General features: G+C 45.4%; 22 protein-coding genes. 11 read left to right on the top strand and 11 right to left on the bottom strand.

What is annotated here, in order from left to right; all coding sequences use genetic code 11:
• The first annotated feature begins 151 nt into the window (after positions 1–151).
• Both QUA56_RS32890 and QUA56_RS32885 read left to right on the top strand, forming a co-directional pair.
• Positions 152–1,552 (top strand): hypothetical protein, encoded by a 1,401-nt coding sequence (locus QUA56_RS32890; protein ID WP_333367093.1) that lies wholly within the window; start codon positions 152–154, stop codon positions 1,550–1,552.
• Positions 1,553–1,800: 248 nt separating this feature from the next.
• Complete coding sequence (locus tag QUA56_RS32885; protein WP_333367090.1) at positions 1,801–3,303, top strand: HoxN/HupN/NixA family nickel/cobalt transporter; 1,503 nt, start codon at positions 1,801–1,803, stop codon at positions 3,301–3,303.
• A 220-nt stretch (positions 3,304–3,523) separates the two neighbouring features.
• Here QUA56_RS32885 and QUA56_RS32880 read toward each other — a convergent pair whose 3' ends face one another.
• Complete coding sequence (locus QUA56_RS32880; protein WP_333367088.1) at positions 3,524–3,964, bottom strand: DUF6918 family protein; 441 nt, start codon at positions 3,962–3,964, stop codon at positions 3,524–3,526.
• A gap of 376 nt (positions 3,965–4,340) precedes the next feature.
• Positions 4,341–4,523 carry a hypothetical protein gene (locus QUA56_RS32875; protein ID WP_333367085.1) on the bottom strand — a complete coding sequence of 61 codons (183 nt, stop codon included), beginning with the start codon at positions 4,521–4,523 and terminating at the stop codon, positions 4,341–4,343.
• Positions 4,524–4,894: 371 nt separating this feature from the next.
• Between QUA56_RS32875 and QUA56_RS32870 the strand changes: the two genes are divergently transcribed.
• The 3 genes from QUA56_RS32870 to QUA56_RS32860 all read left to right on the top strand — a co-directional run bounded on the left by QUA56_RS32870 (position 4,895) and on the right by QUA56_RS32860 (position 8,333).
• Complete coding sequence (locus QUA56_RS32870; protein WP_333367082.1) at positions 4,895–6,439, top strand: Ycf66 family protein; 1,545 nt, start codon at positions 4,895–4,897, stop codon at positions 6,437–6,439.
• A 115-nt stretch (positions 6,440–6,554) separates the two neighbouring features.
• Positions 6,555–8,021 carry a cobyric acid synthase CobQ gene (gene cobQ, locus QUA56_RS32865; protein ID WP_333367080.1) on the top strand — a complete coding sequence of 489 codons (1,467 nt, stop codon included), beginning with the start codon at positions 6,555–6,557 and terminating at the stop codon, positions 8,019–8,021.
• Positions 8,022–8,096: 75 nt separating this feature from the next.
• Positions 8,097–8,333: a 2Fe-2S iron-sulfur cluster binding domain-containing protein gene (locus QUA56_RS32860; RefSeq protein ID WP_333367077.1), complete on the top strand. Its 237-nt coding sequence runs from the start codon at positions 8,097–8,099 to the stop codon at positions 8,331–8,333.
• Between the two features lie 294 nt (positions 8,334–8,627).
• On the opposite strand, the gene QUA56_RS32855 is transcribed toward QUA56_RS32860, so the two are convergent.
• Complete coding sequence (locus QUA56_RS32855) at positions 8,628–9,962, bottom strand: hypothetical protein (RefSeq protein WP_333367074.1); 1,335 nt, start codon at positions 9,960–9,962, stop codon at positions 8,628–8,630.
• 96 nt (positions 9,963–10,058) lie between these two features.
• Here QUA56_RS32855 and QUA56_RS32850 point away from each other — a divergent pair, with 96 nt between their 5' ends.
• Positions 10,059–10,847, top strand: a complete 789-nt coding sequence (locus tag QUA56_RS32850; protein ID WP_333367071.1) for an SDR family oxidoreductase — start codon at positions 10,059–10,061, stop codon at positions 10,845–10,847.
• Between the two features lie 494 nt (positions 10,848–11,341).
• On the opposite strand, the gene QUA56_RS32845 is transcribed toward QUA56_RS32850, so the two are convergent.
• The 4 genes from QUA56_RS32845 to QUA56_RS32830 form a co-directional block, all read right to left on the bottom strand.
• Positions 11,342–12,121 carry a photosystem II S4 domain protein gene (locus tag QUA56_RS32845; protein ID WP_333367069.1) on the bottom strand — a complete coding sequence of 260 codons (780 nt, stop codon included), beginning with the start codon at positions 12,119–12,121 and terminating at the stop codon, positions 11,342–11,344.
• A gap of 238 nt (positions 12,122–12,359) precedes the next feature.
• On the bottom strand, positions 12,360–13,184 hold the full coding sequence (locus QUA56_RS32840; RefSeq protein ID WP_333367066.1) for an SWIM zinc finger family protein: 825 nt from the start codon (positions 13,182–13,184) through the stop codon (positions 12,360–12,362).
• 15 nt (positions 13,185–13,199) lie between these two features.
• Entirely contained in the window at positions 13,200–16,490 is a 3,291-nt protein-coding gene (locus tag QUA56_RS32835) for a DEAD/DEAH box helicase (protein ID WP_333367063.1), read from the bottom strand.
• On the bottom strand, positions 16,411–17,742 hold the full coding sequence (locus tag QUA56_RS32830; protein WP_445242971.1) for an RNA-guided endonuclease InsQ/TnpB family protein: 1,332 nt from the start codon (positions 17,740–17,742) through the stop codon (positions 16,411–16,413). The genes QUA56_RS32835 and QUA56_RS32830 overlap by 80 nt, the downstream gene beginning before the upstream one ends.
• A gap of 28 nt (positions 17,743–17,770) precedes the next feature.
• On the opposite strand from QUA56_RS32830, the gene tnpA (QUA56_RS32825) reads away from it, so the two are divergent.
• Positions 17,771–18,172, top strand: a complete 402-nt coding sequence (gene tnpA, locus QUA56_RS32825) for an IS200/IS605 family transposase (protein ID WP_333367060.1) — start codon at positions 17,771–17,773, stop codon at positions 18,170–18,172.
• Between the two features lie 103 nt (positions 18,173–18,275).
• On the opposite strand, the gene QUA56_RS32820 is transcribed toward tnpA (QUA56_RS32825), so the two are convergent.
• On the bottom strand, positions 18,276–18,782 hold the full coding sequence (locus QUA56_RS32820; RefSeq protein WP_333367058.1) for a hypothetical protein: 507 nt from the start codon (positions 18,780–18,782) through the stop codon (positions 18,276–18,278).
• 289 nt (positions 18,783–19,071) lie between these two features.
• Between QUA56_RS32820 and serA the strand changes: the two genes are divergently transcribed.
• A complete protein-coding gene (gene serA / locus QUA56_RS32815) occupies positions 19,072–20,655 on the top strand; it encodes a phosphoglycerate dehydrogenase (RefSeq protein ID WP_333367055.1) in 1,584 nt (527 codons plus the stop codon).
• Positions 20,656–20,829: 174 nt separating this feature from the next.
• On the opposite strand, the gene tnpA (QUA56_RS32810) is transcribed toward serA, so the two are convergent.
• A complete protein-coding gene (tnpA, locus tag QUA56_RS32810) occupies positions 20,830–21,243 on the bottom strand; it encodes an IS200/IS605 family transposase (protein ID WP_333360979.1) in 414 nt (137 codons plus the stop codon).
• A 61-nt stretch (positions 21,244–21,304) separates the two neighbouring features.
• On the opposite strand from tnpA (QUA56_RS32810), the gene QUA56_RS32805 reads away from it, so the two are divergent.
• Together QUA56_RS32805 and prmA are read left to right on the top strand one after the other, a co-directional pair.
• Positions 21,305–22,555 carry a transposase gene (locus QUA56_RS32805; protein ID WP_333367054.1) on the top strand — a complete coding sequence of 417 codons (1,251 nt, stop codon included), beginning with the start codon at positions 21,305–21,307 and terminating at the stop codon, positions 22,553–22,555.
• Positions 22,556–22,685: 130 nt separating this feature from the next.
• Complete coding sequence (gene prmA / locus QUA56_RS32800) at positions 22,686–23,576, top strand: 50S ribosomal protein L11 methyltransferase (protein WP_333367050.1); 891 nt, start codon at positions 22,686–22,688, stop codon at positions 23,574–23,576.
• Between the two features lie 493 nt (positions 23,577–24,069).
• Here prmA and QUA56_RS32795 read toward each other — a convergent pair whose 3' ends face one another.
• Together QUA56_RS32795 and QUA56_RS32790 are read right to left on the bottom strand one after the other, a co-directional pair.
• On the bottom strand, positions 24,070–24,657 hold the full coding sequence (locus tag QUA56_RS32795) for a winged helix-turn-helix domain-containing protein (RefSeq protein ID WP_333367095.1): 588 nt from the start codon (positions 24,655–24,657) through the stop codon (positions 24,070–24,072).
• Positions 24,648–24,878 (bottom strand): helix-turn-helix domain-containing protein, encoded by a 231-nt coding sequence (locus tag QUA56_RS32790; RefSeq protein WP_333367048.1) that lies wholly within the window; start codon positions 24,876–24,878, stop codon positions 24,648–24,650. Before QUA56_RS32790 ends, QUA56_RS32795 begins: the two co-directional genes overlap by 10 nt.
• Before the next feature lie 141 nt (positions 24,879–25,019).
• Between QUA56_RS32790 and QUA56_RS32785 the strand changes: the two genes are divergently transcribed.
• On the top strand, positions 25,020–25,364 hold the full coding sequence (locus QUA56_RS32785) for a pentapeptide repeat-containing protein (RefSeq protein WP_333367045.1): 345 nt from the start codon (positions 25,020–25,022) through the stop codon (positions 25,362–25,364).
• The last annotated feature ends 72 nt before the right edge of the window (positions 25,365–25,436 follow it).

Below are 25,436 nucleotides of genomic sequence, written 5' to 3'. Positions count from 1 at the left end.
GCGATTTGTAGAATACGCGAGCGGGGACGCTCGCACTATAATAAAAAAAATGCTTTTTGCAAAACTGAGATGCTCCCTAATAACCAATAACCGCGCAAGTTTATAGAATTTGGATTTTTTACCGCAGATGAAGGCGGATGAACGCAGATGTATGAAAACAAAAATAGGACAAGGAATAAAATCGGATGTTTTCGGGTGGTGGCTGCTGATAGTAGTTCCTGTAGTGGGTATTGTTGTTATTAATTTACCGCCTAATTTGCGTTTTGTTTCGGATATTTTTTCTGAAAAAAGTCCGGCGGAGCTTGATGCTAATTACCGCTATCATTTCTCGGAAACATTGAGAAATAATCCCAATCAAAAAGAAGCAATTCAGCAAGAAATTGCTTTTTATCAGCAGCGGCTGGCCGTGGATTCAAAAAGCGGTTTGAACCGGGCGGCGCTGGCGGGATCTTATTTGAAAATGGCTCGCGCAACTGGGGAGGGCGGTTGGTTTTTGTTGGCAGAACAAGCGGCTCAAAGGTCGATCGCCGATTTGCCTTTTGACAACAAAGGTGCGCTGTTAGTTTTAGCTCGAATTGCCGAGGCCAGACACGATTTTGCTACTGCTTTGCGCTTTGCTAAACAGGTGGGTTTTGACAATGAAGATGCGATCGCCCTTTCAGTTACATCTCACTTAGCAATGGGAAAAGTGAGCGAGGCAAATACAGCCGCAGAAGCCTTAGTTAACCGGATTCCGAACTTGGGTTCTCTCACTTTGAGAGCTTTAGTGAGAGAGTCTCAGGGCCGAGATGCTGAGGTTTTGCAGGATTACCGGGAAGCAATGGCGGCGGAGGAACCGGGAGAGGTTGCTGGTTCGGCGCGCGCCCGATCGCTCTTGGGTCGATTTTACGCGCGTCGCGGGCAGTTTGTGCAGGCGAAAGCGCTGTTTTTGGAGGCGCTGCGGTTGGTGCCGCGATACCCGCTGGCGCTGATTTATTTGGCGGATTTGGAGACGCGCCAGGGCAATTATCGGGAAGCTGAAGGCTATTACAGCAAGGTTTCTGCGTATTCTGGCGGGGTTGCGACTGTGTTCGATCGCATTGTCGATCGCGGTATGGCGAGGGTTAAAGAGTTCGAGGGAGATGCGATCGAATCCCGGCGACTTCGCGACAAAGCAGAAGCTGGGCTGCGACAGGAACAGGTTTCTGGCGGTTTTGGCCACCGCAGGGATTTGGCAAGTTTGCTGCTGGAAAAAGGTCGATCGCAGGATGTCGCCGAAGCTCTGCTGTTAATGCAGGAGGAGGTGAAAATCCGCAGGGATGCTGTGACTCTGGATATCTACGCCTGGGCGCTTTCGAGCGCTGGGGAATGGCAAAAAGCCGATCGAGTGATGGTCGAAATAATGCGATCGGGGATTCGGGATGCGGGGATGTTTTACCGGGCTGGTGCGATCGCCCGGACTTTAGGTAAGGATACCGAATCTCGCGCTTATTTTCAAAAGTCCAAGGAAATTGACCCGAGTTTTGACGATCGATCTCGCCAAGCATTGGGTTTGGGAAGTTATGAATTTTGAGATTAGCTAATAGCAGCCATTCGGCCAAGTTCGCCATTCCGTCAATCCGCCAGGGGTTGAAACCCCTGCCTAAAAGCTTAAGTCGTCTCAAGAGGACTAAAATATTTCACTAAAAAGTAGAAAATCTTTTAGTCGGTTTCAACCGACTTTCGCTATGAGACAGGGGTTTCAACCCCTGGCGGACTGTGGGACTCACGAAAAGATCGCTCCCCTAAAAAATCACAAACAACAACAAAAAAAATGTATTTATGCAGTACAAACTGAACCGATTTTCAAAATTATTTGTCCTATTCTTCCTAACACTTGCATTGTTATTAACAACCTCAACCAGACCAGTTTACTCGCACTGGTCTGACTTATCTGTAGCAGAAATAGTAGTCAACGATTTGCAAACCGAAGTAACATTAACCTTCCCAACAGGCTTGACCAACTTCGCCGACGACAATCGAGACAGCCAGCTACAACCTGCTGAAGTTCGCAGCCACCAAACACAGCTAGAAAAGTTTTTCAGCCAAAAAATTCGCATCACCAACAGCAGCAACATTCAAGGCTCCGTAGCAGTAAAACCGCTAGAAATAGCAGCTAAAACCGCCAGCTTAATCCAGCAGCCGAATACCCACAGCACCTTAATCTTAAACTACACCTGGCCTGCACCTTCTCAAAATAAAACCCCCGGTTTATCTGATGCAATTTCCCTCTCAAAACCCGAGAAATTGCGGATTAATTACAATCTGTTTTTGCCCGGAGTGCTGACAGCTAGCTCTCAAGCTACGATCGTGCAAGCCGGTGCTGTAAAAAGCTTTGTGTTTACGCCGCAAAACCGGGAGTTTTTGTTAACGGGAAATGAATCTATCTGGGATTCTGGTTGGAGTTTGCTGCTAGCAGTAGCGGGAGCCTTTGCTTGGGGATGCGTGCACGCGATGTCGCCCGGACACGGAAAAACCATAGTCGGCGCTTATTTAGTGGGTGCGCGGGCTACTCCGGTACACGCTTTATTTCTAGCAGCGACTACTACAATTACTCACACTGCGGGCGTGTTTGCTGTGGGCGGAATTACTTTGTTTGCTTCTAACTTAATCGACCCCGCAAAATTAGATCCTTGGCTGAGTTTAATCTCGGGTTTATTAGTAGCCTCGATCGGGCTTAATTTACTTTTAGAAAGAAGCAAAATTAGGTTTGTAGCGAACACTGAATTTCTCAAAATAATCAAGACTAAAATTTTTAATAAAAACTGGTTTTCAAGGACGAAACTCCTTACTACAAACTGTGAGGAACCAGTAAATCTTTTAAATAGAGGAAGTTGGGAGAGAGAATTTAAACCTGTAAAACCCGATCGCACTCACCACTACCACCATCACGGAGACGGCCGCATTCACTCGCATTTACCACCCGGCGCTGACGGTTCTCCCATTACTTGGAAAAGCTTATTGGCGTTGGGAATTTCTGGCGGTTTGTTGCCTTGTCCTTCCGCTTTGGTGATGCTGTTGAGCGCGTCGGCTTTGGGCAATGTGGGTTTGGGAATGACGCTCGTGGTAGCCTTTAGTTTGGGATTGGCTTTAGTGCTGAGTGCGATCGGATTAATCTTAGTTTATGCCAAACGTAATTTTAATAAACTGCCAAAACATATAACAGCCGTCAAATTTATGCCTGCGATTAGTGCGATGTTTGTAATGTTATTGGGGTTGGGAATTACCGGACAGGCGATGTTGAAAATATTGGCTGTAAATCAATGGGTAATTGGCAATGGATAACACTAAAATTAGGACTCTCCCTCCTAACTGCCAACTTACGAATAAGTCTTACAGTCCTGGACGCAGAGACAACATAATTATGTCATTGTTCGTTATGCGCCGCCATCTCAAAGCCCGATTTTTGATACTGCATGAGTAAGTCCTGTCTTCTTTTAGATACCAGACTTCTTGAAGAAGTCTGGTATCTGGGTATTCTGTTTTTTTAGCCGTGGCTCACTTATCAGGCCGCACTATTGTGTTTATTAATAATTTCGGCTAAATCCGGTACTCCCTTTTCCACGTAAGTCTTCGCTGAGGGGCGGAGTTTGGCATAGGCGCCTTTAACCATCGCTCTTGTGCTGTTCTCGACTCTTTTGTCGCTGATGTGGAGCAATTCGTCTGCTACTTCAGCTTTTCTTTGGGCTAGATATTCTACTGGGTTGCCATTGTTTACCGCTTCAGTCCACATCGGATCGAGCGCGATCGAGATTTCTGGCAGAAGTTGATCTACGACTTGGGCGCAATAGTCAGCCCGTATCCCCTTGACAGTAGAGTAGGCAGCTTTAAGAGCAAGACCGCCCAACCCCGGCGCTGAAGCAACCTGTTCGTCAATCAACTTTACACAATCATCAACAAAAGTTTCTCTGTTGTTTTCGTTCAATAGAAGATCGCTAAGTCCCATTTACACTCTCCTTGATTTAATCGTCAATGTGCTTATTAGCTTCGATCTCAATTTGACGATCATATATCTATTTTGATCCTTTACTCAAGGTTACACAAGTTTTTTAAGGTTTGAATGTCTCTACTAGACAACCTGATGTTGAGATTTGTCTAGTATGTTATAGGAATTAATGTTTGAACTGCTACTCTTGATTGACCTACGGTTTGTAGTAAGGACTAAAGTCTTTATTAGCTAATATTAATGAGAAATTTAGTCCTCACTACAAACTGATGAGTTGTGAACGGTCACATAAAATATAGAACAGCTCGAAAAAAATATTATAGAGAGGCTCTGCCTAAGTCCGATCGCACTTGCACGTATTATCTGGCACGTATCATTAGGATTGGACGTTCCGCTTGAGGGCCGCAGGTGTTGCAACGATGGGAACTTTCAGGGTTTGAACCGGGCGATCGCTCGATCGCAATACCAAATTTTTCGGTAATTTCGCGGAAGTGCTTGCTCCGGCAAATATGTGAAGCGATAAGGTTAAGGCGGCCGATAACAACAGTTTTTCTAACATGGCACTGTCTCCAATACATATGCCCCAGGGCATAATTCCTCTTACACCTACAACATATAAACATCCTCAGTCCTTTGGTGCGATCGTACAGGCATAGTTAGGTGACACATATCACGACTGAACAGGGGGTGATGGGCATAGGGGGTGATGGGTATAGGGGGAGAGGGAGAGGAGAAGTGGGGGAGATTGAGAAAATCTTTACGCTTGAGTTATTGCGTCAAGATCCGTTAAATCCGTTACATCCCTTACACGGCGCATTGCCGAACTTCCCTACAAATCGAGAATTGTCCTAGAGAAAGAAGCCGTTGAGTCTCTCTCAAAGGTAGAATTATCGCGTAGAAGTTATTTGACACAGCGGAGGTACCGACAATATGCTTGCATACTTTCTGGCGTTGGCGGTCGGTCTGGGCAGCTTCAGTATTTACATGGCGGCATTCTTTTTTCCAGAAGTTCACCGCAAAAGTGATTTTACCTGGAGTGGGGTAGGGCTTTTTTATGCGTTAATTTTATGGGCTTGTGCGGGACGAATTACTGGTGCTCTCCTGCTTGGTCAAATGGCGGGCGTGGCTATGTTGGGCTGGTTTGCTTGGGAAACTCTGACTTTACGCAGGCTGGTGACGCCCGTTGCTGAGCAAACGCCGATTCCTCAGTCGGTGAATTTGCCGGGGGCTGCAGGTGGACTGTTGGCGGGCTTGTTTGCCAAGAAAAAAGAGCCCGCAGCGAAAAAACCTAAGTTTGTTCGATCGCCCAAACCAAAAACTGATGCGGTTCCAGCACCCGCTGCGGATAAGGGCGAGGTAAAGCTAGAGGAACAGCCGGCGGTTCCCCCAATAGCTGAAATTATTGCTGAAAGTTCGATCGAGCCGACGGCCGAAAGTGCGATCGTCCCTGACTTGAAAATTCCCGACAGGAGCGCACCTGCAATTGCAGAAATACCCGTGTTTTCGGTCGAAACTCCTGCTGCTGAGACTTCACCAACCCCAGCAGAATTAGCCAGCAGCTTCACTCCTCTACCTCCACCTCTAGAATTTTCAGAAATTGCCGCAGCAGCAACTGTGGAGCCAGCAGAGGCTCAATCAGAAGCCAAACAGCAGCCTGAAGCGGATGATTTTGAGGAAATAGAAACAGAATGGAGGACAGCCGTTAAAGAGTCGCAGGCTGCAGCAGCGGCGGCGGCCCCAACTCCTGCCAAAGCAGCTAAAAAATCCGGCGGTTTCGGAAGTCTGTTCGGCAATATCAAAAATAGTCTCGGCGGTATGTTGGGACGGGGTGCGGGTAAAAACAAGTCTGATGCAACTCCGCAGACGGCACCAACACCTTCAGCCACTCCAGAATCGATCGCACCTGAATCTCAAATAACGGCAATTCCTGCACCGGGGATCGACCAAATTCTCGAATCCGAATTAGCCGAGGCGGCTGCGGAAGTTGCAGCCGAAAGCAGCAACACTGCTGTTGAAACCAGCCAAGAAGTGGCGTTTCCCACCGATGTTGAAGCAATGGCCAAGTTGATGGCGGCAGACATCGCGAGTTTTGACAAAATAGGGGAAACTCCGATCGAGGAGCGATCGTCCGCCCCAATCCAGACACCGCCGGCTGCGGTTGGTGAACCGGAAGCAGCAGCAGACGTACCGGAAGCAGAAGCCCCAGCACCATCTGTAGAAATGACTGTGGTGGAAGTGGCAGAGCCTGTAGAGATACAAGTACCGGGAGAACCTGGGTTGAGCGTGCAGGTGGAAACGGTTTCAGTATCAGTGATCTCGATCGTCGAATCGACAGGGGAAGAACTCTCTTCTGAGGGAGAACAAACTGAATTGAGTCGCCCGAATCACCCCGATCCGGATCTAGTCGAAACTGCTAAACCGGCCGCTGAATCCAAGTCTGAGAATTTATCAGGAGAAGATAAGCCGTTATCTTGAGGAAGAAAGCAAAAGGTAGAAACCAGAATTTTTTTGATTCTGCCTTCTGCCTTCTTACTTCTGCCTTCTGCCTTCTTCCCTCTTCCTTCTTCCTTTTTCCTTATCCCTTAATATTATGAAAGCAATTATGGTCGTGGGAACAACATCTCACGCAGGGAAATCTTTACTTGTTGCAGCATTGTGTCGAATTTTTTCTCGGCGCGGCTGGCGGGTAACTCCGTTTAAAGGTCAGAATATGGCACTGAATTCCTATGTCACAGCCGCCGGTGGAGAGATTGGCTATGCTCAAGCAGTGCAAGCTTGGGCTGCGGGCGTCGCACCTTGGGTAGAAATGAATCCAATTTTGCTCAAGCCGCAAGGAGACATGACTTCTCAATTGATTGTCAAGGGTAGGGCGATCGCAAATGTGCGAGCATCTCAATATTACGAGCAGTATTTCGATATCGGCTGGCAAGCTATTCGGGAATCTTTACAATTTCTCAGTCAAGAATTTGACATGATTGTGTGTGAGGGAGCCGGTAGCCCTGCGGAGATTAATCTCAAACACCGCGATTTAACAAATATGCGGGTAGCTAAATATTTAAAAGCTCGGACTTTGCTAGTAGTTGATATCGATCGCGGCGGCGCTTTTGCTCACATTATCGGTACTTTGGAATTGCTCGATCCCGACGAACGGGCTTTAATTAAAGGATTCATTATTAATAAGTTCCGAGGACAAAAATCGATATTAGATCCGGGTTTAACTTGGCTAGAAGAAAGAACGGGAATCCCGGTTGTTGGGGTAATTCCTTGGATAGACGAAGTGTTTCCCTCAGAAGATTCTCTCGATTTGCTCGATCGGCGTTCTCCCAATTCTCAAACCGACATAAATATTTCGGTCATCCGCTTGCCCCGAATTTCCAATTTTACCGACTTTGACCCCCTGGAGTCGGAAACTACCGTCACAGTCAAATATGTCAGCCCAAAAGACAATTTAGGCCATCCAGACGCCGTGATTTTACCAGGTTCTAAAACTACAATTTCTGATTTGCACGTGCTGCGCCAAACAGGTATGGCAAAAGCTATTCAAAATTACTTAGTAGCTGGCGGTACAGTCATGGGAGTTTGCGGCGGCTTTCAGATGCTGGGAGAAAGTATCAGCGATAAAGAAGGCATTGAGGGAGAAAAAGGAGAATTTGAAGGATTGGGATTGCTGCCTTTGAAAACTGCGATCGCACCGAACAAAATTGCCCGCCAACGGATCGTAACATCTAACTATCCTCAACCGGGTTTGCCAGTTTCCGGTTACGAAATTCATCAAGGAAGAACCCAAATGCGGGAGTCAGATTTAACTCAACCGCTATTTGACGATGCGAGTTTAGGAATTGTCAATACTTCTCAATCAGTTTGGGGTACTTACCTGCACGGCATTTTTGACAACGGAGCTTGGCGGCGAGCTTGGCTAAATCACTTGCGGCAGCAGCGGGGACTCCGCGCATTGCCTACAGGTATTTCTAATTACCGAGAACACCGAGAAGCTCTGTTAGATACTCTAGCAGATACAGTGGAAAAGCATTTAGATATCAAGCATATTTTAGGTTAATTAGTTAACTGTTGACTGTTGACTGTTGACTGTTGACTGTTAACTGTTGTTTGTTAGAGTTGAGGTTAAAATTCAATGATAAAAGTTTGTTTTTTACCAGATAACGTGACAGTTGAAGCTGAAGCGGGAGAGCATTTGCTAGATGTAGCCAAACGTGCAGGGGTTTCTATTCCTACTGGCTGTCTCATGGGTTCTTGTCACGCTTGCGAAGTAGAAATTGATGGCGGAGATACGATTTGTGCTTGTATTTCCGGCATCCCTTCGGGGAAAAAGCAAGTGACAATTAATCTGTATGTTGACCCGACTTGGTAATTTGTCAGTTGGCAGTTGGCAGTTGGCAGTTGGCAGTTGGCAGTAGTCATCAGTCATCAGTCATTAGTCATTAGTCATTAGTCATTAGTCATCAGTCATCAGTTATTAGTTATTAGTTATTAGTTATTAGTTATTAGTTATTAGTTATTAGTGATTAGTCATTAGTTAACAGTTAACAGTCAACAGTCAACAGTCAACAGTCAACAGTCAACAGTTAACAGTCAACAGTCAACAGTCAACAGTCAACAGTCAACAGTCAACTGCTAACAATGCCTCATTCCCAATCCCAAACCTTTAATTTTTTTGCCATTCTTGCTGTTTTTTGCGAGCAGATTGCAGCCATTTTTGGGATTCGGGATAAACAGTTGTCCCGGGTTTCACGGATTCTAATTGATTGATAATTTGTTGCAACTGGCTGAGGGAGTAACCTGGATTTTGAGAATTTACATCTTTTTGCAAGTTTGCCAACAAGCTTTTAGCTGCTTGCAAAGCTGTTGCAGAATCTTTTTCGGCTTCCAGTCTAATCTGGGTAATTCCTAAGTTTTTTTGATATTCAGCGAGTTTGGTTTGAGCGTCGAGATAGCCCGGGTTATCGACAGAAATCAATTTTAGTCGGTTAATTCCTTCTTGCCACAATTCTGCTATTTGCTCCCACTGTGCGGCTGGATGCGGCGGTTTTTGGGAGGCGACGGCGGCGGAGAGAGCAAATTCTTTTGCAGCTTCAATTAAGTTGTCAGCCTGCACAGAACCGGTGGCGACGCCACCCATTGCTTGAAAGTCTCTTTCTGCTGCTTTGAGTATTTTCTTAGCCGTTTCTCCCGCGAGGGTTTCGGCAGGAATTTGATTGAGTTGGTCGATCGCACTTTGCCAGTTTACCGTCGCTTTTTGTCTGTCTGCAGCAGTTTTTGCTTCCTGATACTGCTGTTTCGCCGCCTTTAGCGTTTGTTCGACTTGATTTAACTGAGTAAAAGCATTTTTTTGCTGGAAAATCTGAGCATCCATCCGCCCGACATTTTTGCGGGCGGCTTGAAATTCATCGAGTGTAAACCGCCAACTGCAACCGAAAAAAGAGCAGTAGGTTTGTGGATAGTAACCTAAAAACCAAACCGGCAAAGCGTCGAGGTATTTTTGCGCTTGTTTTGCTTTGGTTTCGCCCAAGTCAAAATCAGCGACAGCCGTGGCTTTATTCACCAGTTGATCGGATTGTTCCACAAGGGCGATCGCCTGCCGGTAATTGTAATCCATACTGATAAAACTCGGCAGCAACAATATCGGCATTGTCTTCGCTACGGGCCAGCGAATCATCGGAAAAGGTAGGTTAATCAGCCAAATTATCCCCGCTGCACTTCCCAGCAAACTCCCAGCAAAGATGATTTTACCGAACAATCCGGGCGGGCGGTTGGCTTTGAGGGCAGCTTTGAGAGCTTGTTCGCTGAAGTTAGGAAATTCGTCTTTGAAGGTATCGCGGATTTCTTCTCTTGAGGCGAAAGTGCCGTTTTGCGATCGTAACTTCTCCAACCGCTTGATTACCATCCGTCGGTACACTTCACCCGCTAGACTATCAGCCGCCGCGCACTTGTCAACTTCTGCCCGCAAAATTTCAAAAGCTCGATCGGTAAGACGTGCCATCAAACTCACCTATTCCCTTTTAATTATTCTACAGGTTCCTCGCCGAGATAATTGTTAAAATATATAAAGCCTAACTCAAATATCCGAATTAAGTTCATGCCCACTGCTTTAATCACCGGTGCTTCTGGCGGAATTGGTGCAGCCTTTGCCGCCGAATTAGCCAAACGCCAGCACAATCTAATCTTGGTAGCTCGTTCCGCAGATAAAATGCAACAGCTAGCTGCTCAACTGCAACAGGAATTCAATATTTTGGTCGAAATTATCGTTCAAGATTTGACCGCACCAGGAGCCGCAAATGCTGTGTTTGACGCGGTTGTTAAAAAAGGTTGGACGGTTGATTTGTTGGTGAACAATGCGGGTTTTGGCGATTATGGTGCTTTTGTTGATCGCCCGCTTGCGAAACAGCTAACAATGGTGCAACTAAATATTGTTGCATTAGTTGAACTTTCGCACTTATTTTTGCAGGGAATGCGGCAGCGAAAATCAGGAAGTATTATCAATGTTGCCTCCATCGCAGCTTTTCAACCGATGCCGTACTTGTCGATGTATGCAGCGACTAAAGCCTTTGTTTTGAGTTTCAGCGAGGCACTTTGGGCGGAAAACAAAGATTTAGGAATTCGCGTTTTATGCCTTTGTCCAGGGCCGACAGAATCGGACTTTTTTGCAGTAGCTGAATTCCCTCAATCAATGGCATCCAGCAGCGGGCAAAAACTCGTTCCCGCGGCGGAAGTAGTGCGAGATGCTTTGAAAGCTTTAGACAAAAATGAGTCTAATGTTGTGACAGGGGGAATTCCCAATCAAATCATCGCCAATATGCCTCGATTGATGCCCCGAGAACTGTTGGTGAAGTCGGTAGAAAAGGTGTTTCGGGCGAAAGAGGAATAATCGCGATCATCGACAATATAAATAAACCTGCCCCCACCCAAGGACAAACATTCGATCGCCCCTAACCCAAATTTTACCAAAAGTCGATCGCACATTCGGGCTACCAAAATCCCCGCCACCAAAATCCCCTACGCTACCCCACAAGTCCGCCGGGGGTTGAAACCCCCGTCTCATAGCGAAAGTCCTCTAAAAGAGGACTGAAAAGCACATTAAATAAACAATCAAGTATTTGTCACCATAATCGATTATTTTTCACCATATTCTTCAGTCGGTTTCAACCGACTTTAGCTATGAGACAGGGGTTTCAACCCCTGGCGGACTCGCGGAAAAACAAACTAGCCCGCGGACAAATAATCGCACCCACAAACAAATGAACCTTCCCCAATTTTACCAAGCGTCCAGGACTACCACAGAAACCAAAGAAACCGGGTTTTTCGCAGTTTTTACGCGGTGTATCCATATTCTCGGAAAAACCCCGGTTTCTGGGCTATAAATTACAAATATCGAGTTAACTGCACTCGATACCGTTCCTTCTTAGTAACAGCAACTTCCCCAATTTCCAATCTTCCCTTGCCCGTAACAGCAATTAAATCTCCAGACTTGACATTATAACTAGCTTGAGTAATGTCTTTCCAGTTAACTCGCACGTCGCCGCTGTCAATTAAATCGGCCATTTTGCTGCGAGACATTGCAAATCCGGCCGAAGCAACAGCATCCAATCTCATCGATGCTTCAACGGTTGTCATTTCTTTCTTTTTCGGTTCTCTAATTTTGAGTTCGCTCAATTCAATGCGCCGAGTTTTCACCGGAACCGATCGCACTTGCTGCAAACTCATCTCCAAATACTCTACCATCTCCGGCATGACAATGGCTTGCGCGCCGCGTTCTCCCAAAACAATCACATCGCCAGTTTTCTCGCGGACAATTCCCGTACCCAACATCGCGCCCAAAAAGTCGCGGTGAGAAGCTGTATCGAACAAGAAATTGCCAGCAATTTCTACCGCAGCAACATTAACGCTAGCAGAGTCGATCGGGATATCCGATCGCGCGATCGCAATTCTTTGTCTTTCAGCTTGCGGGTAGCCGCCCCAAGCCACTAATTCCACATCAGTTAAGCGCTTAAATACCGTCAGAGTGTCCGCCAATTCTGGAGGCGACAGAAAATCAGTCAGAGTAACTTCCCAAGTTTTAATTGCTTGTTCCGCTTGGTCGATCGCCCGCGCCACACATTCGCGGTTTTCAATGCCTTTTAACAGTTCTTCTCTTTGTAACATCAGTTAATGCTAGATTCTAATTTGAAATTGCCAAAGTTTGCTGTAACTAAAAAGTCTACTTTTTTAACAGTCGCACTAATTTAATTATAGTCTAAAATCATCAAATAACGATCTTATGATTTTAGTTGCTGGTAAAGCTGATATGATGAGCACGATTATTGTACCAAATCTATGAAGTCTTCGAGTTAAAGTTTTTGCAAGAGCTCGATCGAGTATGGCAGCAAAATTGTCCACCCAACTACTTATTCTTCTTCACCCGCAAATACAGTTCTTCCATCGCCTCAATAAACGAACCATCCTTGTGCCAAAACTGTGGAAAATCTCCCTGTTTCTTCACCACGATCGCACTTACCCCACTTGGCGCTGCCACCTCAATCGTCTGCGGCAATCGCTTCGCACCATGCCAAAACTCTTTCAGGCTGACCGTTTGCGCCTCACTGGCGATCGCCTGCGTGTAATAGGAATCCACCGCCACAGGAGCCGCTGCATCCGCCGTCAACTCGGCAGAAAGTGCCAGCCCCAAAGGCGTTTTTGCTAATTCGCGGTGCAGCACTTCCTTAGAAAGCCCCCGTAATTCAAACAGTAAAAATGGATCTTTGTCCAATTCGGCCGCCACCAAATAATAAACTCCGGCAATATGTTTGCAGGGATTGCTATAGTCTGGGCAAGAGCAAGTAGTCTTAAAGTCCTCGCGGCTGCTGGGTAAAAGGTGCAATCCGAGGGGTGCAAAAGCCTTTTCAATATTGTCGGGCATTTCGTTGAGCAGCAGCCGAGAAATGAAGCTGGCTTTTGATGCCATTTGGGCGATCGCCACTTGCCACTTTGCCTGACTAATCGGCTCAAACTCAATTTTAGTTTTGTACAGAGGCTCCTTATAAACCCCAAAATAAGGATTAACCGAGCCTCTTACTTCTGCCATCACTAAGCCATCATTAATCTTAAAGCTTTTTACCTTGTCATTCCTGGCATAGGAACGTCCCCTTCCGAGTCGTCCAGAATCAGTAAATCTTTCTAGCGCATCGATAAATTTATTGCCCCACCAAGTCCGAGTAAATTGTGACATATTTTTTGATTTCTCCTAATCTAGAACCGCATTTTTATTGAGCCTAATTAATTTCTTAAATGCCTCATTATCCAACTCAGTCAACCACGACTCATCCGCACCAATAATTGACCCTGCCAATTTCTTTTTGTCCTCAATCATTTGGTCGATCTTTTCTTCCAAAGTGCCAATTGCCACAAACTTATGCACAAACACATTTTTTTCCTGTCCGATCCGAAACGCCCGATCCGTCGCCTGATCTTCCACTGCCGGATTCCACCAGCGATCGAAATGGAACACGTGATTGGCTTTTGTCAACGTAATTCCCACGCCGCCCGCCTTCAGTGACAGAATAAATACCGAAGGTTCAGACTCTGGATCTTGAAACTCTGAAATCATCCGTTCCCGTTTTTCGCGACTGGTTCCCCCGTGGAGGTAGTAAGTGTTGTAATGTAGCGTTTGTTTAATATATTTTTCCAACGCGCTTCCCAGTTCTGTAAACTGCGTAAATACCAATAAACTTTCGCCTTCTGCTTTGACTTCCTCAATCATCTCGATCAGCCGTTCCAGTTTGTGCGATCGCTCTGGTGTAAACTCACTTTCATCTTGCAAAAACTGGCGCGGATGGTTACAAATTTGCTTCAGCTTCAGCAGTGTCGCCAAAATCATCCCCTTGCGCTTCATCCCTTCCGCCGCGTCAATTTCTTGTTCTACCTCTTTCACAATCGCTTCATAAAGCGAAGCTTGCTCGCGAGTGAGATTGCAGTAGAGTTTTTGCTCAACTTTGTCGGGGAGATCCTGAATAATCGACTTATCGGTTTTCAGACGGCGCAGGATAAAAGGTTCTACTAATTTTTTGAGCGCGGCTGATTGTGTGCGACTCCCATGTTTTTGAATCGGTAATTCAAACAACTTCCGAAACTGCGCCTCTTTACCCAGATAGCCCGGATTGAGGAAATTAAAAATTGACCATAAATCCAGCAATCGATTTTCCACGGGTGTTCCAGTCAATGCTAGTCGATGGGTAGCGGGTAACTTTAAAATCGCCTTGGTTTGCGCCGCTTTCGGATTTTTAATATTCTGGGCTTCATCAATTACCACGCGATGCCACGCTACGCTGCTCAACAGTTTCTCGTCTTTTCGCACCAAGGTAAAGGAAGTGATCAACATATCACAATCTTGGACTGCCGCTTTAAATGCTTTGGCATCTTGCAAGCGCCCAGGGCCGTGGTGAATCAGCGATCGCAATTCTGGAGCAAACTTTTCCATTTCCTTTTGCCAGTTACCAACTACGGATGTGGGCGCAATTAGCAGCGTGGGTAGAACCGAAGGTGCGATAGCTTTTTCTGTCTTTTTTTCTGTCTCTTTTGTAGTAGATAAAACTTCCCGCTCTTGCAATAATCGAGCAATTACCTGCGCCGATTTACCCAAACCCATATCATCGGCAAGACAGCCATTTAATCCCAAACTTTCCAAATAACTCAACCAAGAAACACCGCGCTTTTGATAATCCCGGAGTTTGCCCTGAAACTTTGCTGGATCTGCAATTAACTCTAACCGACTCTTATCGTGCAGCTTCTCCAACATATCCGATAACGCCCGATCGCGCTCAACCTCCAACTGTTCGCTCGCTTCTCCTTCTGCCGTCAACTTCATAAAGTCAATCAGGCTTAAATCGGGGTTTTCTTGGCGATGTTTTTTCCAAAACTCCAACATCTCCTGCATCTTGTCTTTGTCCAGTTCCATCCATTGTCCTCGGAACTGCACCAGCGGTGTTTTGCTATTTACTAACGCCTGCCATTCTTGTTCGCTAACCCGTTCACCCCCGATCGCCAATTCATATTGATATTCCACCAAGGAATCCGCCGAAAACAATCCTTTGCCCTTGATTGCAGCGCTCTTGCTGCCCTTCCCTTTGACTTGCAGGCGAATCTTCGCCCGCTGTCGTCCCTTCGGCGTCCACCAAGCGGGGACAATCACTTTGTATCCGGCATCTTCTAATACCCAAGCGGACTCGCTGAGAAAGGTGAAAGCATCATCTAAGCTGAGGTTAATGTTAACGGGTTTGTCGGTTTCTAGCCCTTGCCAAAGTTGGGGATAAATGCGGGCAGCGTAGCCGAGATTTGTCAGCAAATGTTGCTCAAAGTTGTCTCCGAATTGTGTTTGCAACTGTTTTTGTTGAGTCGATCGCGATCGCCAATAATCCTGCAACGGCATCCGCAGAGACGGGTCTTTTTTCGCAGCCGCCTGAAACTCTAAAACCCAAGGCTGTTCGGGGTTTTCGGGGGATTGTAGTTGAAAGCAGAGGGAGAATGAGTCAGCAGATTGATTGCGCGTAATGCGATCGCGCCAGGTTTGCCATTGTTGGTATTGATCGAGGCTTACTCGCGCGATTTTTCGTGTTTGGTTGAGGCAGATTTGGAGTAAAGAATCCGCAATCTTATTTTCAAACGATGCTGGGATGGGGGTTTGAGTGACAATTTCCGCGATCGCACACTCGGAAAAATGCCGCAGCAACCGTTCGCGATCGTAGAACTTTGGTGTATCTTGTAGCTGGATCTTCCGAAAACCGGAAACACAAACTAAAGGCATCCATTCAACATAGCGTTGTAAATCAGTTTCGTACTGTGTTGAAACAATTTCCCATCCCGGATAAATCTCAAAACTGGGTGCAATTTTGGCAGGTGTTTTTGGAGTTTTTGCAGTTGTTTTGGTTTTTGTCTCGCCCGCTTTCTTACGCCCGCGCGTGGCTTTCTCAGCGGGTTCGGATGTTTCGATGGGTGCGATCGCGATCGGAGCAGTTTCTCGATAGCGCAACGCCGGAATATAATGATCTTTCAGAACAATTTGCTTAAAATTTTGGGTGTAGTGATACCAAAATAGCAAGTCTGAACCAAACTGAACTTCTGCTAAATCGTAGAGGGCAAAAAAATGCAGATCGTTCAATACTTTAGTCAAAGTGTGGGTGGCGATGCACACACAATCAACTTCCCAATACTCCAACTCAAATGTTTCCGGTAACTCTGTCTCTAAATATCGCGCTAGTTCTAAAGAAGGCAACGGCTGGTTGTCGGCAGTGGGCAGTAAAAAATACCGAGGGACGATCGCGTATTCTCGCCCCATCGCACTTGTATTGCTGACTGCTGACAGTTGCATCCCGGCTTCTTTCGTTAGAAACTCTCTTAACTGTGCCGTCTCCAATTGTCGGGGATGAACCTTAGCAGGCTGTTTTTTCTTTTCAGTGGTTTCAACCCAAATATAAAACGTTCCAGGTTGAATAAAATTCTCTTCTGCTTGAGGAATCCAAGTCCCGTGGAGGATTTTCATAGGTCATACCAAACGCAACCTTTGGCAGTCTATCATACCATGAATGAGTGGGAAAAGTTGACATACTCACCGTGATCTCTTCAGCGGTGATTCTTGACGCTTCATCGGGTCTTGCTACCGAAGTAGTCTTACAGTCCCTCTGCGACCATTTAGAGTCGTGGCAATGCCCTGTCCCGACTTTTTCTATATTTTTAGCAGCATTTTCGTCTCTATCTTGCTCAGTGCCACAACTCAAACAAAGCACTGAACGGATAGACAAATCGATTTTGCCCCAATTAAAGCCACAATCTGAGCAAACCTGACTGGTGGGTTCCCATCGACTAATTACCTTGAACTCTGTGCCAAACTTTTCAGACTTAGCTTCACACAAAGTTCTAAATTCTCTCCAGCCTTGCAAACTAATTGCTCTAGCAAGTTTGCGATTCTTAACCATCCCTGACACATTCAAATCTTCCAAAACAATCACTTGGTTTTCGTTGACTACTTTGGTTGACAGTTTATGCAGGAAATCTTTGCGAGTGTCGGCAATGCGGTTGTGTAATTTGGCGATTTTGATTCGTGTTAGGTTTCTTCTTTTAGAGTCTTTTTGTTGGCGGGCTAACTTGCGTTGCAGTTTACGAACTTTTCGGTCTAGCTTTTTATAGCTAGGGCTTTCCGCTTTTTCGCCATTGCTCATCACTGCAAAAGTTTTAATCCCCAAGTCAATTGCGATACTTTGGTTGTTAGCCTCAGATTGACTTGGCTGAATTTCTACGACAAAACTTACGAAATAACGATTTGCACAATCTTTGATTACCGTGACGGAACTAGGTTCAGACGGGAGGCTTCTTGACCATATTGGGTGGACAGTACCAATTTTAGCCAAGTATACAGATTTATCTGTTAGAGAAAATGCTGCTTTTGTGAACTCAGCAGACTGTGAATTTGTCTTCTTTTTAAACTTGGGTGAGCCTAGTCTTTTGCCTTTTCGCTTCCCATTACAAGAATTGAAAAAGTTTCTGTAAGCAATGTCCAACTGCCTGAGAGACTGCTGCAAAGGAACAGACGAAACATCTTTTAGCCATTGGCGTTCATCAGTTTTTTTGGTTTGAGTTAACAAAGCAGATAGCTTGCTAAACCCCGGATACTTTTCAGACTGTTTACAAAGAGTTAGACCATCGTTCCAGACTACCCTCACGCAACCAAACAACTGAGCTAGGCTCTGTCGTTGTTGGTCGGTTGGGTAGAATCTGTAGCGATATCTGGCTTTCATTGCGAATGCTAGTATTGGTCTACAATCAATGTCAACCCAGCTCCGCCGAGAAAGACATAGCGTTACGGATCTTAAGATTCACTTGGTCTGTGTAACTAAATATCGAAGACCCGTCTTTGTGGCTAAAAGCCTTGTTTTAATTGAAGAATCTTTCCGGGAAGTAGCACGGAAGATGGATTTTCAAATTATTGAATTTAACGGTGAAGCCGACCACATCCATGTATTAATTGAGTATCCGCCTAAGCTTTCCGTGTCCAGCATTGTCAACGCGCTAAAAGGGGTATCTAGCCGTCGATATGGTCAAGCTGGATACCCCAAGCCCTACGGCCAAGATGCTCTTTGGAGTCCTAGCTATTTTGTTAGCTCGGTTGGAGGCGCACCAATTGAAGTATTGAAGCAGTACATTAAGAATCAAGAAAAGCCGTCCTAAAAGGACGGGGTTTTAAACCCATTTTCCCGATCGCAAATAACCAATCACGACTAACTAATGACTAATGACTAATGACTAATGACTAATGACTAATGACTAATAACTAAGTCTCTGTATAACCTTGCATATTTTCCGGTTCAAACTGCTGCAAAATATTCGCAGCTTTCCCAGTCAAATCGTCCGTACCCTTAACCGCAATCAAAAATTTACCCGCATTCAAACGGTTGCGGTAGGGCAAAGCATCGCCGCTACCAAAAGCCATACCGCCCGCGCCTCCTACAAAAACACTGCCCATCGCACCGGCGATCGCACCGAGTAAGCCACCGATCGCGTGATCGCCAATTTCCCCCGCCCACGCAAAAGTCTTCAACTCTGTCATCAGACTGAAAGTAACGCCAGCAATAAAGCCAAAGGGAATCAGCCAAACAGCCATGAGTTTAGCTTGTTTCTTCGCTTGCTGGTTGGGGTCGATCAAGCCAAATTCATCAGCAGTTTTGTAGCCGCGGCCCAAAATGCTCACTTGCTTCATGGGCAAGCCTTCTTTTTCCAGAGCACAGTAGGCAGCTTCGGCTTGCATTCGATCGGGCAGTACGGCGATAAGATAATTCATTAGAAAACAATTCCTGATAGTTAGGCTTGAATAGCCAAAGTCTATTATAGTCCGAAAAGACATACTAGCTAAGCAGTTGGGGGATTTTAACGCGGTCGTAAAGTCCGATCGCCCGCAAAGCTAAAATATTTCACGCAAAAAACGGCCGACCTTGACCGAATACATATACAATTCAAACTGCACAAAGGCAAGCTCGAGCTGAGCTGTTAGATACTGCTCTAAGTCATAAGTCTCACTTTGAGCTCGCCAACGCTCGGTCTATTTTTACTATTGCACTCAATTGCTTGCTATGCCTAAAGTTCTAGTATCCGATCCGATCGACCAAGCCGGAATTGACATCCTCTCCCAAGTCGCGCAAGTTGACGTAAACACAGGACTCTCAGCCGAAGAACTGGTACGAATTATTCCAGATTACGACGCTTTGATGATCCGTTCGGGTACCCAAGTTACCAAAGAAATCATAGAAGCCGGGAATTCACTCAAAATCATCGGCAGAGCCGGCGTCGGCGTAGATAATGTCGATGTACCCGCAGCTACCCGTAAAGGAATTGTAGTCGTCAATTCCCCCGAAGGCAACACGATCGCCGCCGCCGAACACGCGATCGCCATGATGCTCTCGATGTCCCGCCACATCCCGGAAGCCAACGCATCTGTCAAAAGCGGTAAATGGGAACGCAACCGCTTTATCGGCGTAGAAGTTTATAAAAAAACCCTCGGCATCGTCGGTTTGGGCAAAATCGGCTCGCACCTCGCCGCCGCAGCCAAAGCAATGGGCATGAAACTGCTGGCTTACGACCCCTTCATCTCCACCGAAAGAGCCGAACAGTTGGGCTGTCGGTTGGTAGAACTCGAACTGCTGATGCGCGAATCCGACTACATCACCCTGCACATCCCCAAAACGCCGGAAACCCTGCACTTAATTAACGCTGAAGTGCTGTCGAAAATGAAGCCCACGGCCCGCATCATTAACTGCGCCAGAGGCGGCATCATCGACGAAGCAGCCCTCGCAGAAGCCATAAAAGAAGGCAAGATCGCCGGCGCAGCGATCGACGTTTACGAACATGAGCCGCTGCAAGCTGATTCCCCGCTGCGGAGTGTCGGCCAGAACATCGTGCTGACGCCCCACTTGGGAGCTTCCACCGCCGAAGCTCAGGTAAATGTGGCGATCGACGTTGCCGAACAAATTCGCGACGTGCTGTTGGGATTGCCCGCGCGATCGGCTGTCAACATACCGGGAATTTTCCCAGACTCGATCGAAAAACTCAAACCCTACCTGCAACTCGCCGAAACCCTCGGCAACCTAGTCAGCCAGCTAGCCGGAGGCCGAGTCGATTACCTCAACGTCCAACTCCAAGGCGAATTGGCCAGCAACCAAAGCCAGCCCGTAGTCGTCGCCGCCCTCAAAGGCCTGCTCTCCCAAGCCCTGCGAGAGCGCGTTAACTACGTCAACGCCAGCATTGAAGCCAAAGAACGCGGAATTCGCGTCGTCGAAACCAGAGACGCCTCGATTCGCGACTACACCGGTTCCCTGCACCTCTCGGCCAAGGGAACTCTCGGCGAACACACCGTGACAGGTGCAGTGCTCGGCGAAAGCGAAATTCGGATTACCAGCGTTGACGATTTCCCGGTCAACGTTTCCCCCACTCACCATATGCTGTTTACCCTGCACCGCGATATGCCGGGGATTATTGGCAAAATTGGTTCCCAATTGGGCAGTTTTAATGTCAATATTGCCAGTATGCAAGTAGGCCGCAAAATCGTGCGCGGCGATGCGGTGATGGTTTTGAGCCTCGATGACCCTCTACCAGAGGGGATACTGGCCGAGATCCTCAAAGTTCCGGGAATTCGGGATGCTTACACGGTAAATCTTTGACGGATTTTGGAGTTTAGATTTTGGATGCAAGGACTGATAATTGGTAATGGGTAATTGGTCGTTGGTAATTGGCAAGAAAGCGGGAATTTTTCTATAGCGCGTCGTGTCAGAACCCCGGTCTTTCAAGCCGGGGATGAAACGCAGTTCTAGCCTTTAGGCTACGAGTGTTCCATATTATTTATTCCTCTGCTCTTCAATGTATTTTCTCACGGTTTCAGTTGAGACGTTACCAACACTACCGACAAAATAACTAGGAGTCCACAAGGTAGGCAATTTCAGTAATTCAGGGAACTCTTTCCTCAAGTAACTCGAAGCCCTGCCTTTGACTCTTTGCATGACAAAGCTAGCGGAGTCAGTCGGCTTAACGTTAACCAATAAATGTACATGATCTGGCATAATTTCCAAAGCAATAATCTTCCATCTGTTTTCCGTTACTACCTCGAAAATAATTTCTTGCAGCCGTTGGGCGATTTTGCCGACCAGGACGGCTTTACGGCGTTTTGGGATAAAAACAAAGTGCATATTGATCAGTGAAACGGCGTTACTCTCGTGCCGATACTCTAAATCCTTTTTTGACAAACTCGCCATAGAGTGATTGACTCCGTTGATTGATGGTGTATAATCAACATATCACAGCGACGAAACTTAAATGTTTGGATGCCAACAAATACTACTCAAGCCTGATAAAGAACTCAAGGCAGTTCTAGAATATATTTGTCAAGAATCGAACAAACTGCACAATTGTGCAGTCTACTACGCTCGCCAAATGTATTTCAAAACTCATACTTGCCTGCGTCCGTTTGACATAATCAACGCATTAAAGCGCAATCCTCATTACGGGGCTTTATGCGCTCAAGCTGCTCAACAGACTTGTGGTGCTGTTGGTGAATCAGTAAGTTCGTTTAAAGAATTAATTAAACTGTTTCGGGAAGGCAAACTTGAATGGGAGCCAAAATTCCCGAATTACCGAACTCCTGGCGGATTTCATTTGATAGCTTATCCAAAGCAAGCGCTTGGGAAAAAGTTGATTGACGGTCAAATTTCAATTCCTCTCGGTCAAAGAGTAAAAGCTTGGTTTGGATTGAAGAGTTTTCAAGTCCCCATGCCTACTAACTTAGACTATGCCGATCTCCGAGAAATTAGAATTCTCCCCAGAAATGGCTGTTTTTACGCCGAGTTTGTTTACAAAATACCCAGTACCCAAACTGTCACAGACAATCGAAAAGCTTTAGGTATCGATCATGGTATCGATAACTGGCTTACTTGTGTTAGTAATTCAGGGACAAGCTTTATTATTGATGGCAAGCACTTGAAGTCGGTCAATCAATGGTACAACAAGCGAGTAGCAACTTTGATGGAGGACAAGCATAATGGTTTTTGGTCGCATCAATTAGCGCGATTGACCGAAAAAAGAAACCGTCAAATGCGTGATGCTGTGAGTAAAGCAGCTCGTCTAGCAGTCAATCACTGCATTAAGAACGGAATCGGTGTTATCGTTTTTGGGTGGAACAAAAGGCAGAAAGATTCTGCCAACATGGGTAAAAAGACAAATCAAAAATTTGTTCAAATCCCTACAGCACGACTAAAAAACCGAATCGCTCAGCTATGCGAACAGTACGGCATTAAATTCGTCGAGACTGAAGAAAGTTACACTTCTAAAGCATCATTCGTAGACCGTGATTTTCTACCTACAATCGGTGAAAAACCCGATGGGTGGAAGGAGACGGGTAGACGAGTAAAACGCGGATTGTACCGAACGAGTTCAAAAAACTGGTACATCAATGCTGACTGCAATGGTGCGGCCAACATTTTGAGAAAAGTAGCGACAATGTTAGGGCTTGACCTTGACGGAGTTGGTAGGGGTGAATTGACAGCGCCTTCAAGAATTACCTTTTGGTAGTTTCTTTAGAATCCCTGCTGCTTTAGCACAGGGAGTGTCAATAGTCAATCCTCATTCTTCACTCTCCAGTTCCCAGTCTCCAGTTCCCCAGGGCCAATCTAAAATCTAAAATCTAAAATCTAAAATTGTTATGGCACATAGCTGGTGGGAAATTAGAATTATTTGCGATCCGGCGCTGGAAGATATCATCTTTTGGCGTCTGGAACAGTTTAGCTGTCGGGGAACTGCCACTGAGATCAAAAGCAATTCCTGCCTGATGTCGGCTTATTTGCCCGAAGAACAGGCAGGATTGCTCGATTTGGCCGCTCTGTCTCTGTGGCTGCGCCAAGATGCTCTGTGTGCAGGTTTGCCCCTACCTGCGATGCAGTGGGATTTAATTGAAGATGAGGACTGGGGCAGCACTTGGAAGCAGCACTGGCAGCCTCAAGAAGTGGGCGATCGCTTTTTAATTAATCCGGCTTGGCTGCCCCCACCGACTGATACCGATCGCATTATTTTGCGTTTAGATCCCGGTGTGGCCTTCGGTACTGGCACTCACGCTACTACTCAACTGTGTCTGGAGTCGCTGGAAATGCGTCTCGGTTTTGATGACAAAGAGTGCATAGTTGCGGATATTGGCTGCGGATCGGGTATTTTGTCGATCGGCGCGGTGTTGTTGGGCGCTACAAAAGTTTATGCTTTGGATACCGATCCTTTGGCAGTGCGATCGACCATCAGCAACCGACAACTCAACCGCGTCAATCCCCAGCAGTTGGTTTCAGAACTCGGCAGTATCGATCGGCTCAAAGAAATGGTCGATGAGCCGATCGACGGTTTCATGTGCAATATTTTAGCAGAAGTAATCATCGATTTGATACCGCAGTTTACAGCAATTAGCAAGCCCACTACTTGGGCCGTCCTCAGCGGCATTTTGCTCGAACAAGCTAAGCCAATTGCTGACACTCTCGAACAGCACGGCTGGATTGTGGCTACTCTGTGGAAGCGCCAAGATTGGTGTTGTTTTAATATTCGGCGCAGTTAGCGTTTTTAGATTTGAGAGTTGAGATTTTAGGACTGTTGTATTCATTCTGAGCCATCTGGATTAGTTGGTATGCGATCGGGTTCAACCTCTCGCACAGCTTGATATATTTATTGATAAAAAGTAGAAGTAATCGCGCTACTATGAAAGTATAAACAGCTTGAATAAGAAAGCTATGGACGTTGAAGAACTATATATAGCAATCCTAAATGATTTTCTATATCTAGAGCAATCCTAAATGATTTTCTCTGTGTAAGTATATTGATGTATTTTGGGGAAATCAAATTTATGTTCGTTAGTAAAAAACTCTCTCCAAAAATTTGACAATCTTAAAAGACCTACATAAATACCAATACTTTCTTAAAAAGTTTTTAGCTTGTAACCAAATATCTTCAACGGGATTCTGTTGGTCCGCATTGGGAGCAAATAAAATACAAGTAATTGACCAATTCTCAGGTTCTTTGTCACCATTTAGTTCTAATAAAAAGTCTCTAAATTATCCATATTTATGATAACTAGCTCCATCCCAAATCAAGATAATCTTGCGATTCTTATATTTATTTTGTAAGTATTTTATGAATTTAACTGTTGATTTTCCATCACCAGATAGATGGCTCTGAATATGGAATTCTTTGCTTTGATAATTGAGTGCGCCAAAATAAGTTTGTCTATCTTTTTCATTGGTAATTGGGACTTCAATTCTGATTTTAGATTGACCCCAAACATAACCAGTTAGATCACCATGAAGTAGATGACATTCATCTAAAAACAATACTATTATTTCCCCATACTCTATACCAGCCTTGTTTTTAAATAAAATATCGTTAATCTCTTCCGGATTTTTTTTTACCAGTTTTTTATCAAATTTAGGATTAGTTTTTTGAGTTTTTTTCCAAGTTATTTTCGCCCGGCCAAAAAGTTCATAGTAACTCTGTTTTGATTTATATATCACACCAAACTCTTGAGCTAAATAAGTAACCAACTCATCTAAATTCCAATATTCTTTATTCTTTAACCACTCGATTACTTCAGTATTTTGTCGAGCTGTTAAATACCCTTTTGACCCTTTATGTCCTAGTTTGATTCCGGCGATGCCTTTGGTTTTAAATTGTTTTTTCCAATAACAATAAAAAATTTACTTACACCTAATATTTTGCTGATTTCATGGTAAATATTACCTGAGAGCGCCATCCTTATAGCTATTGCTCGTTTGAGCTCTCTGGCATCGATATCGCTTTTAATGAAAGATTCTAATTGGGCTATTTCTTTTTCTCTATCTTTTTGTTGCAGTTGTAAGTTATTCATTTTTTATTGTCACAATCAAGTATTGCATATAATTGTATCACAATCATGATAATGATTTAGGATTGCTATAGACGTTACGCTGCTGGAGAGAGAGATTTCCCTGGAGTTGATTTAAGTCATGCTAACTTAAACGTTGCTAACGTGGAAGACCTAGAAGAACTCGAACTAGGTCAGAATGAGTTGAGTGGTATCAATCTCAGCGGTGGTAACTTGACTAGAGCCAATCTGAGTTGTGTGAATCTCAGCGGTGCTAACTTGAGCAGTGCGAACCTAGACTCTGCTACCCTATCGCTTACCATATTGACTGGTGCCGATTTGAGGAAAGCCATTTTAGATTATGCCGACTTGGTATGCAACCTAATTGATGTTGACTTGAGAGAAGCCAGCCTGTTTTGTACAGGATTGGCTGGTACTGACCTAACCAGAGCTAACTTGATGGGGGCAACATTTCAAGTCCATGTAGAGGGGCGTTTGATTTTCCGGTAGTAATAAATATGTAGTGAAGTTTAATTACAGTAATTGAATACATAGGATAATTTTATAAATAACACAATCAAA

This window comes from Microcoleus sp. N3A4, from assembly GCF_036701805.1.
Classification (GTDB): Bacteria; Cyanobacteriota; Cyanobacteriia; order Cyanobacteriales; family Microcoleaceae; genus Microcoleus.
Note: the sequence above shows the minus strand (reverse complement) of the source record. Positions and strands in the feature narration are given on the sequence as shown.

What these genes read in the sequence shown, in the direction of transcription:
- QUA56_RS32890 (WP_333367093.1), top strand. Translation starts at nt 152, where the DNA reads ATGAAAACAAAAATAGGACAAGGAATAAAATCGGATGTTTTCGGGTGG.
- QUA56_RS32885 (WP_333367090.1), top strand. Translation starts at nt 1,801, where the DNA reads ATGCAGTACAAACTGAACCGATTTTCAAAATTATTTGTCCTATTCTTC.
- QUA56_RS32880 (WP_333367088.1), bottom strand. Translation starts at nt 3,964, where the DNA reads ATGGGACTTAGCGATCTTCTATTGAACGAAAACAACAGAGAAACTTTT.
- QUA56_RS32875 (WP_333367085.1), bottom strand. Translation starts at nt 4,523, where the DNA reads ATGTTAGAAAAACTGTTGTTATCGGCCGCCTTAACCTTATCGCTTCAC.
- QUA56_RS32870 (WP_333367082.1), top strand. Translation starts at nt 4,895, where the DNA reads ATGCTTGCATACTTTCTGGCGTTGGCGGTCGGTCTGGGCAGCTTCAGT.
- cobQ (WP_333367080.1), top strand. Translation starts at nt 6,555, where the DNA reads ATGAAAGCAATTATGGTCGTGGGAACAACATCTCACGCAGGGAAATCT.
- QUA56_RS32860 (WP_333367077.1), top strand. Translation starts at nt 8,097, where the DNA reads ATGATAAAAGTTTGTTTTTTACCAGATAACGTGACAGTTGAAGCTGAA.
- QUA56_RS32855 (WP_333367074.1), bottom strand. Translation starts at nt 9,962, where the DNA reads ATGGCACGTCTTACCGATCGAGCTTTTGAAATTTTGCGGGCAGAAGTT.
- QUA56_RS32850 (WP_333367071.1), top strand. Translation starts at nt 10,059, where the DNA reads ATGCCCACTGCTTTAATCACCGGTGCTTCTGGCGGAATTGGTGCAGCC.
- QUA56_RS32845 (WP_333367069.1), bottom strand. Translation starts at nt 12,121, where the DNA reads ATGTTACAAAGAGAAGAACTGTTAAAAGGCATTGAAAACCGCGAATGT.
- QUA56_RS32840 (WP_333367066.1), bottom strand. Translation starts at nt 13,184, where the DNA reads ATGTCACAATTTACTCGGACTTGGTGGGGCAATAAATTTATCGATGCG.
- QUA56_RS32835 (WP_333367063.1), bottom strand. Translation starts at nt 16,490, where the DNA reads ATGAAAATCCTCCACGGGACTTGGATTCCTCAAGCAGAAGAGAATTTT.
- QUA56_RS32830 (WP_445242971.1), bottom strand. Translation starts at nt 17,742, where the DNA reads ATGAAAGCCAGATATCGCTACAGATTCTACCCAACCGACCAACAACGA.
- tnpA (WP_333367060.1), top strand. Translation starts at nt 17,771, where the DNA reads ATGTCAACCCAGCTCCGCCGAGAAAGACATAGCGTTACGGATCTTAAG.
- QUA56_RS32820 (WP_333367058.1), bottom strand. Translation starts at nt 18,782, where the DNA reads ATGAATTATCTTATCGCCGTACTGCCCGATCGAATGCAAGCCGAAGCT.
- serA (WP_333367055.1), top strand. Translation starts at nt 19,072, where the DNA reads ATGCCTAAAGTTCTAGTATCCGATCCGATCGACCAAGCCGGAATTGAC.
- tnpA (WP_333360979.1), bottom strand. Translation starts at nt 21,243, where the DNA reads ATGGCGAGTTTGTCAAAAAAGGATTTAGAGTATCGGCACGAGAGTAAC.
- QUA56_RS32805 (WP_333367054.1), top strand. Translation starts at nt 21,305, where the DNA reads ATGTTTGGATGCCAACAAATACTACTCAAGCCTGATAAAGAACTCAAG.
- prmA (WP_333367050.1), top strand. Translation starts at nt 22,686, where the DNA reads ATGGCACATAGCTGGTGGGAAATTAGAATTATTTGCGATCCGGCGCTG.
- QUA56_RS32790 (WP_333367048.1), bottom strand. Translation starts at nt 24,878, where the DNA reads ATGAATAACTTACAACTGCAACAAAAAGATAGAGAAAAAGAAATAGCC.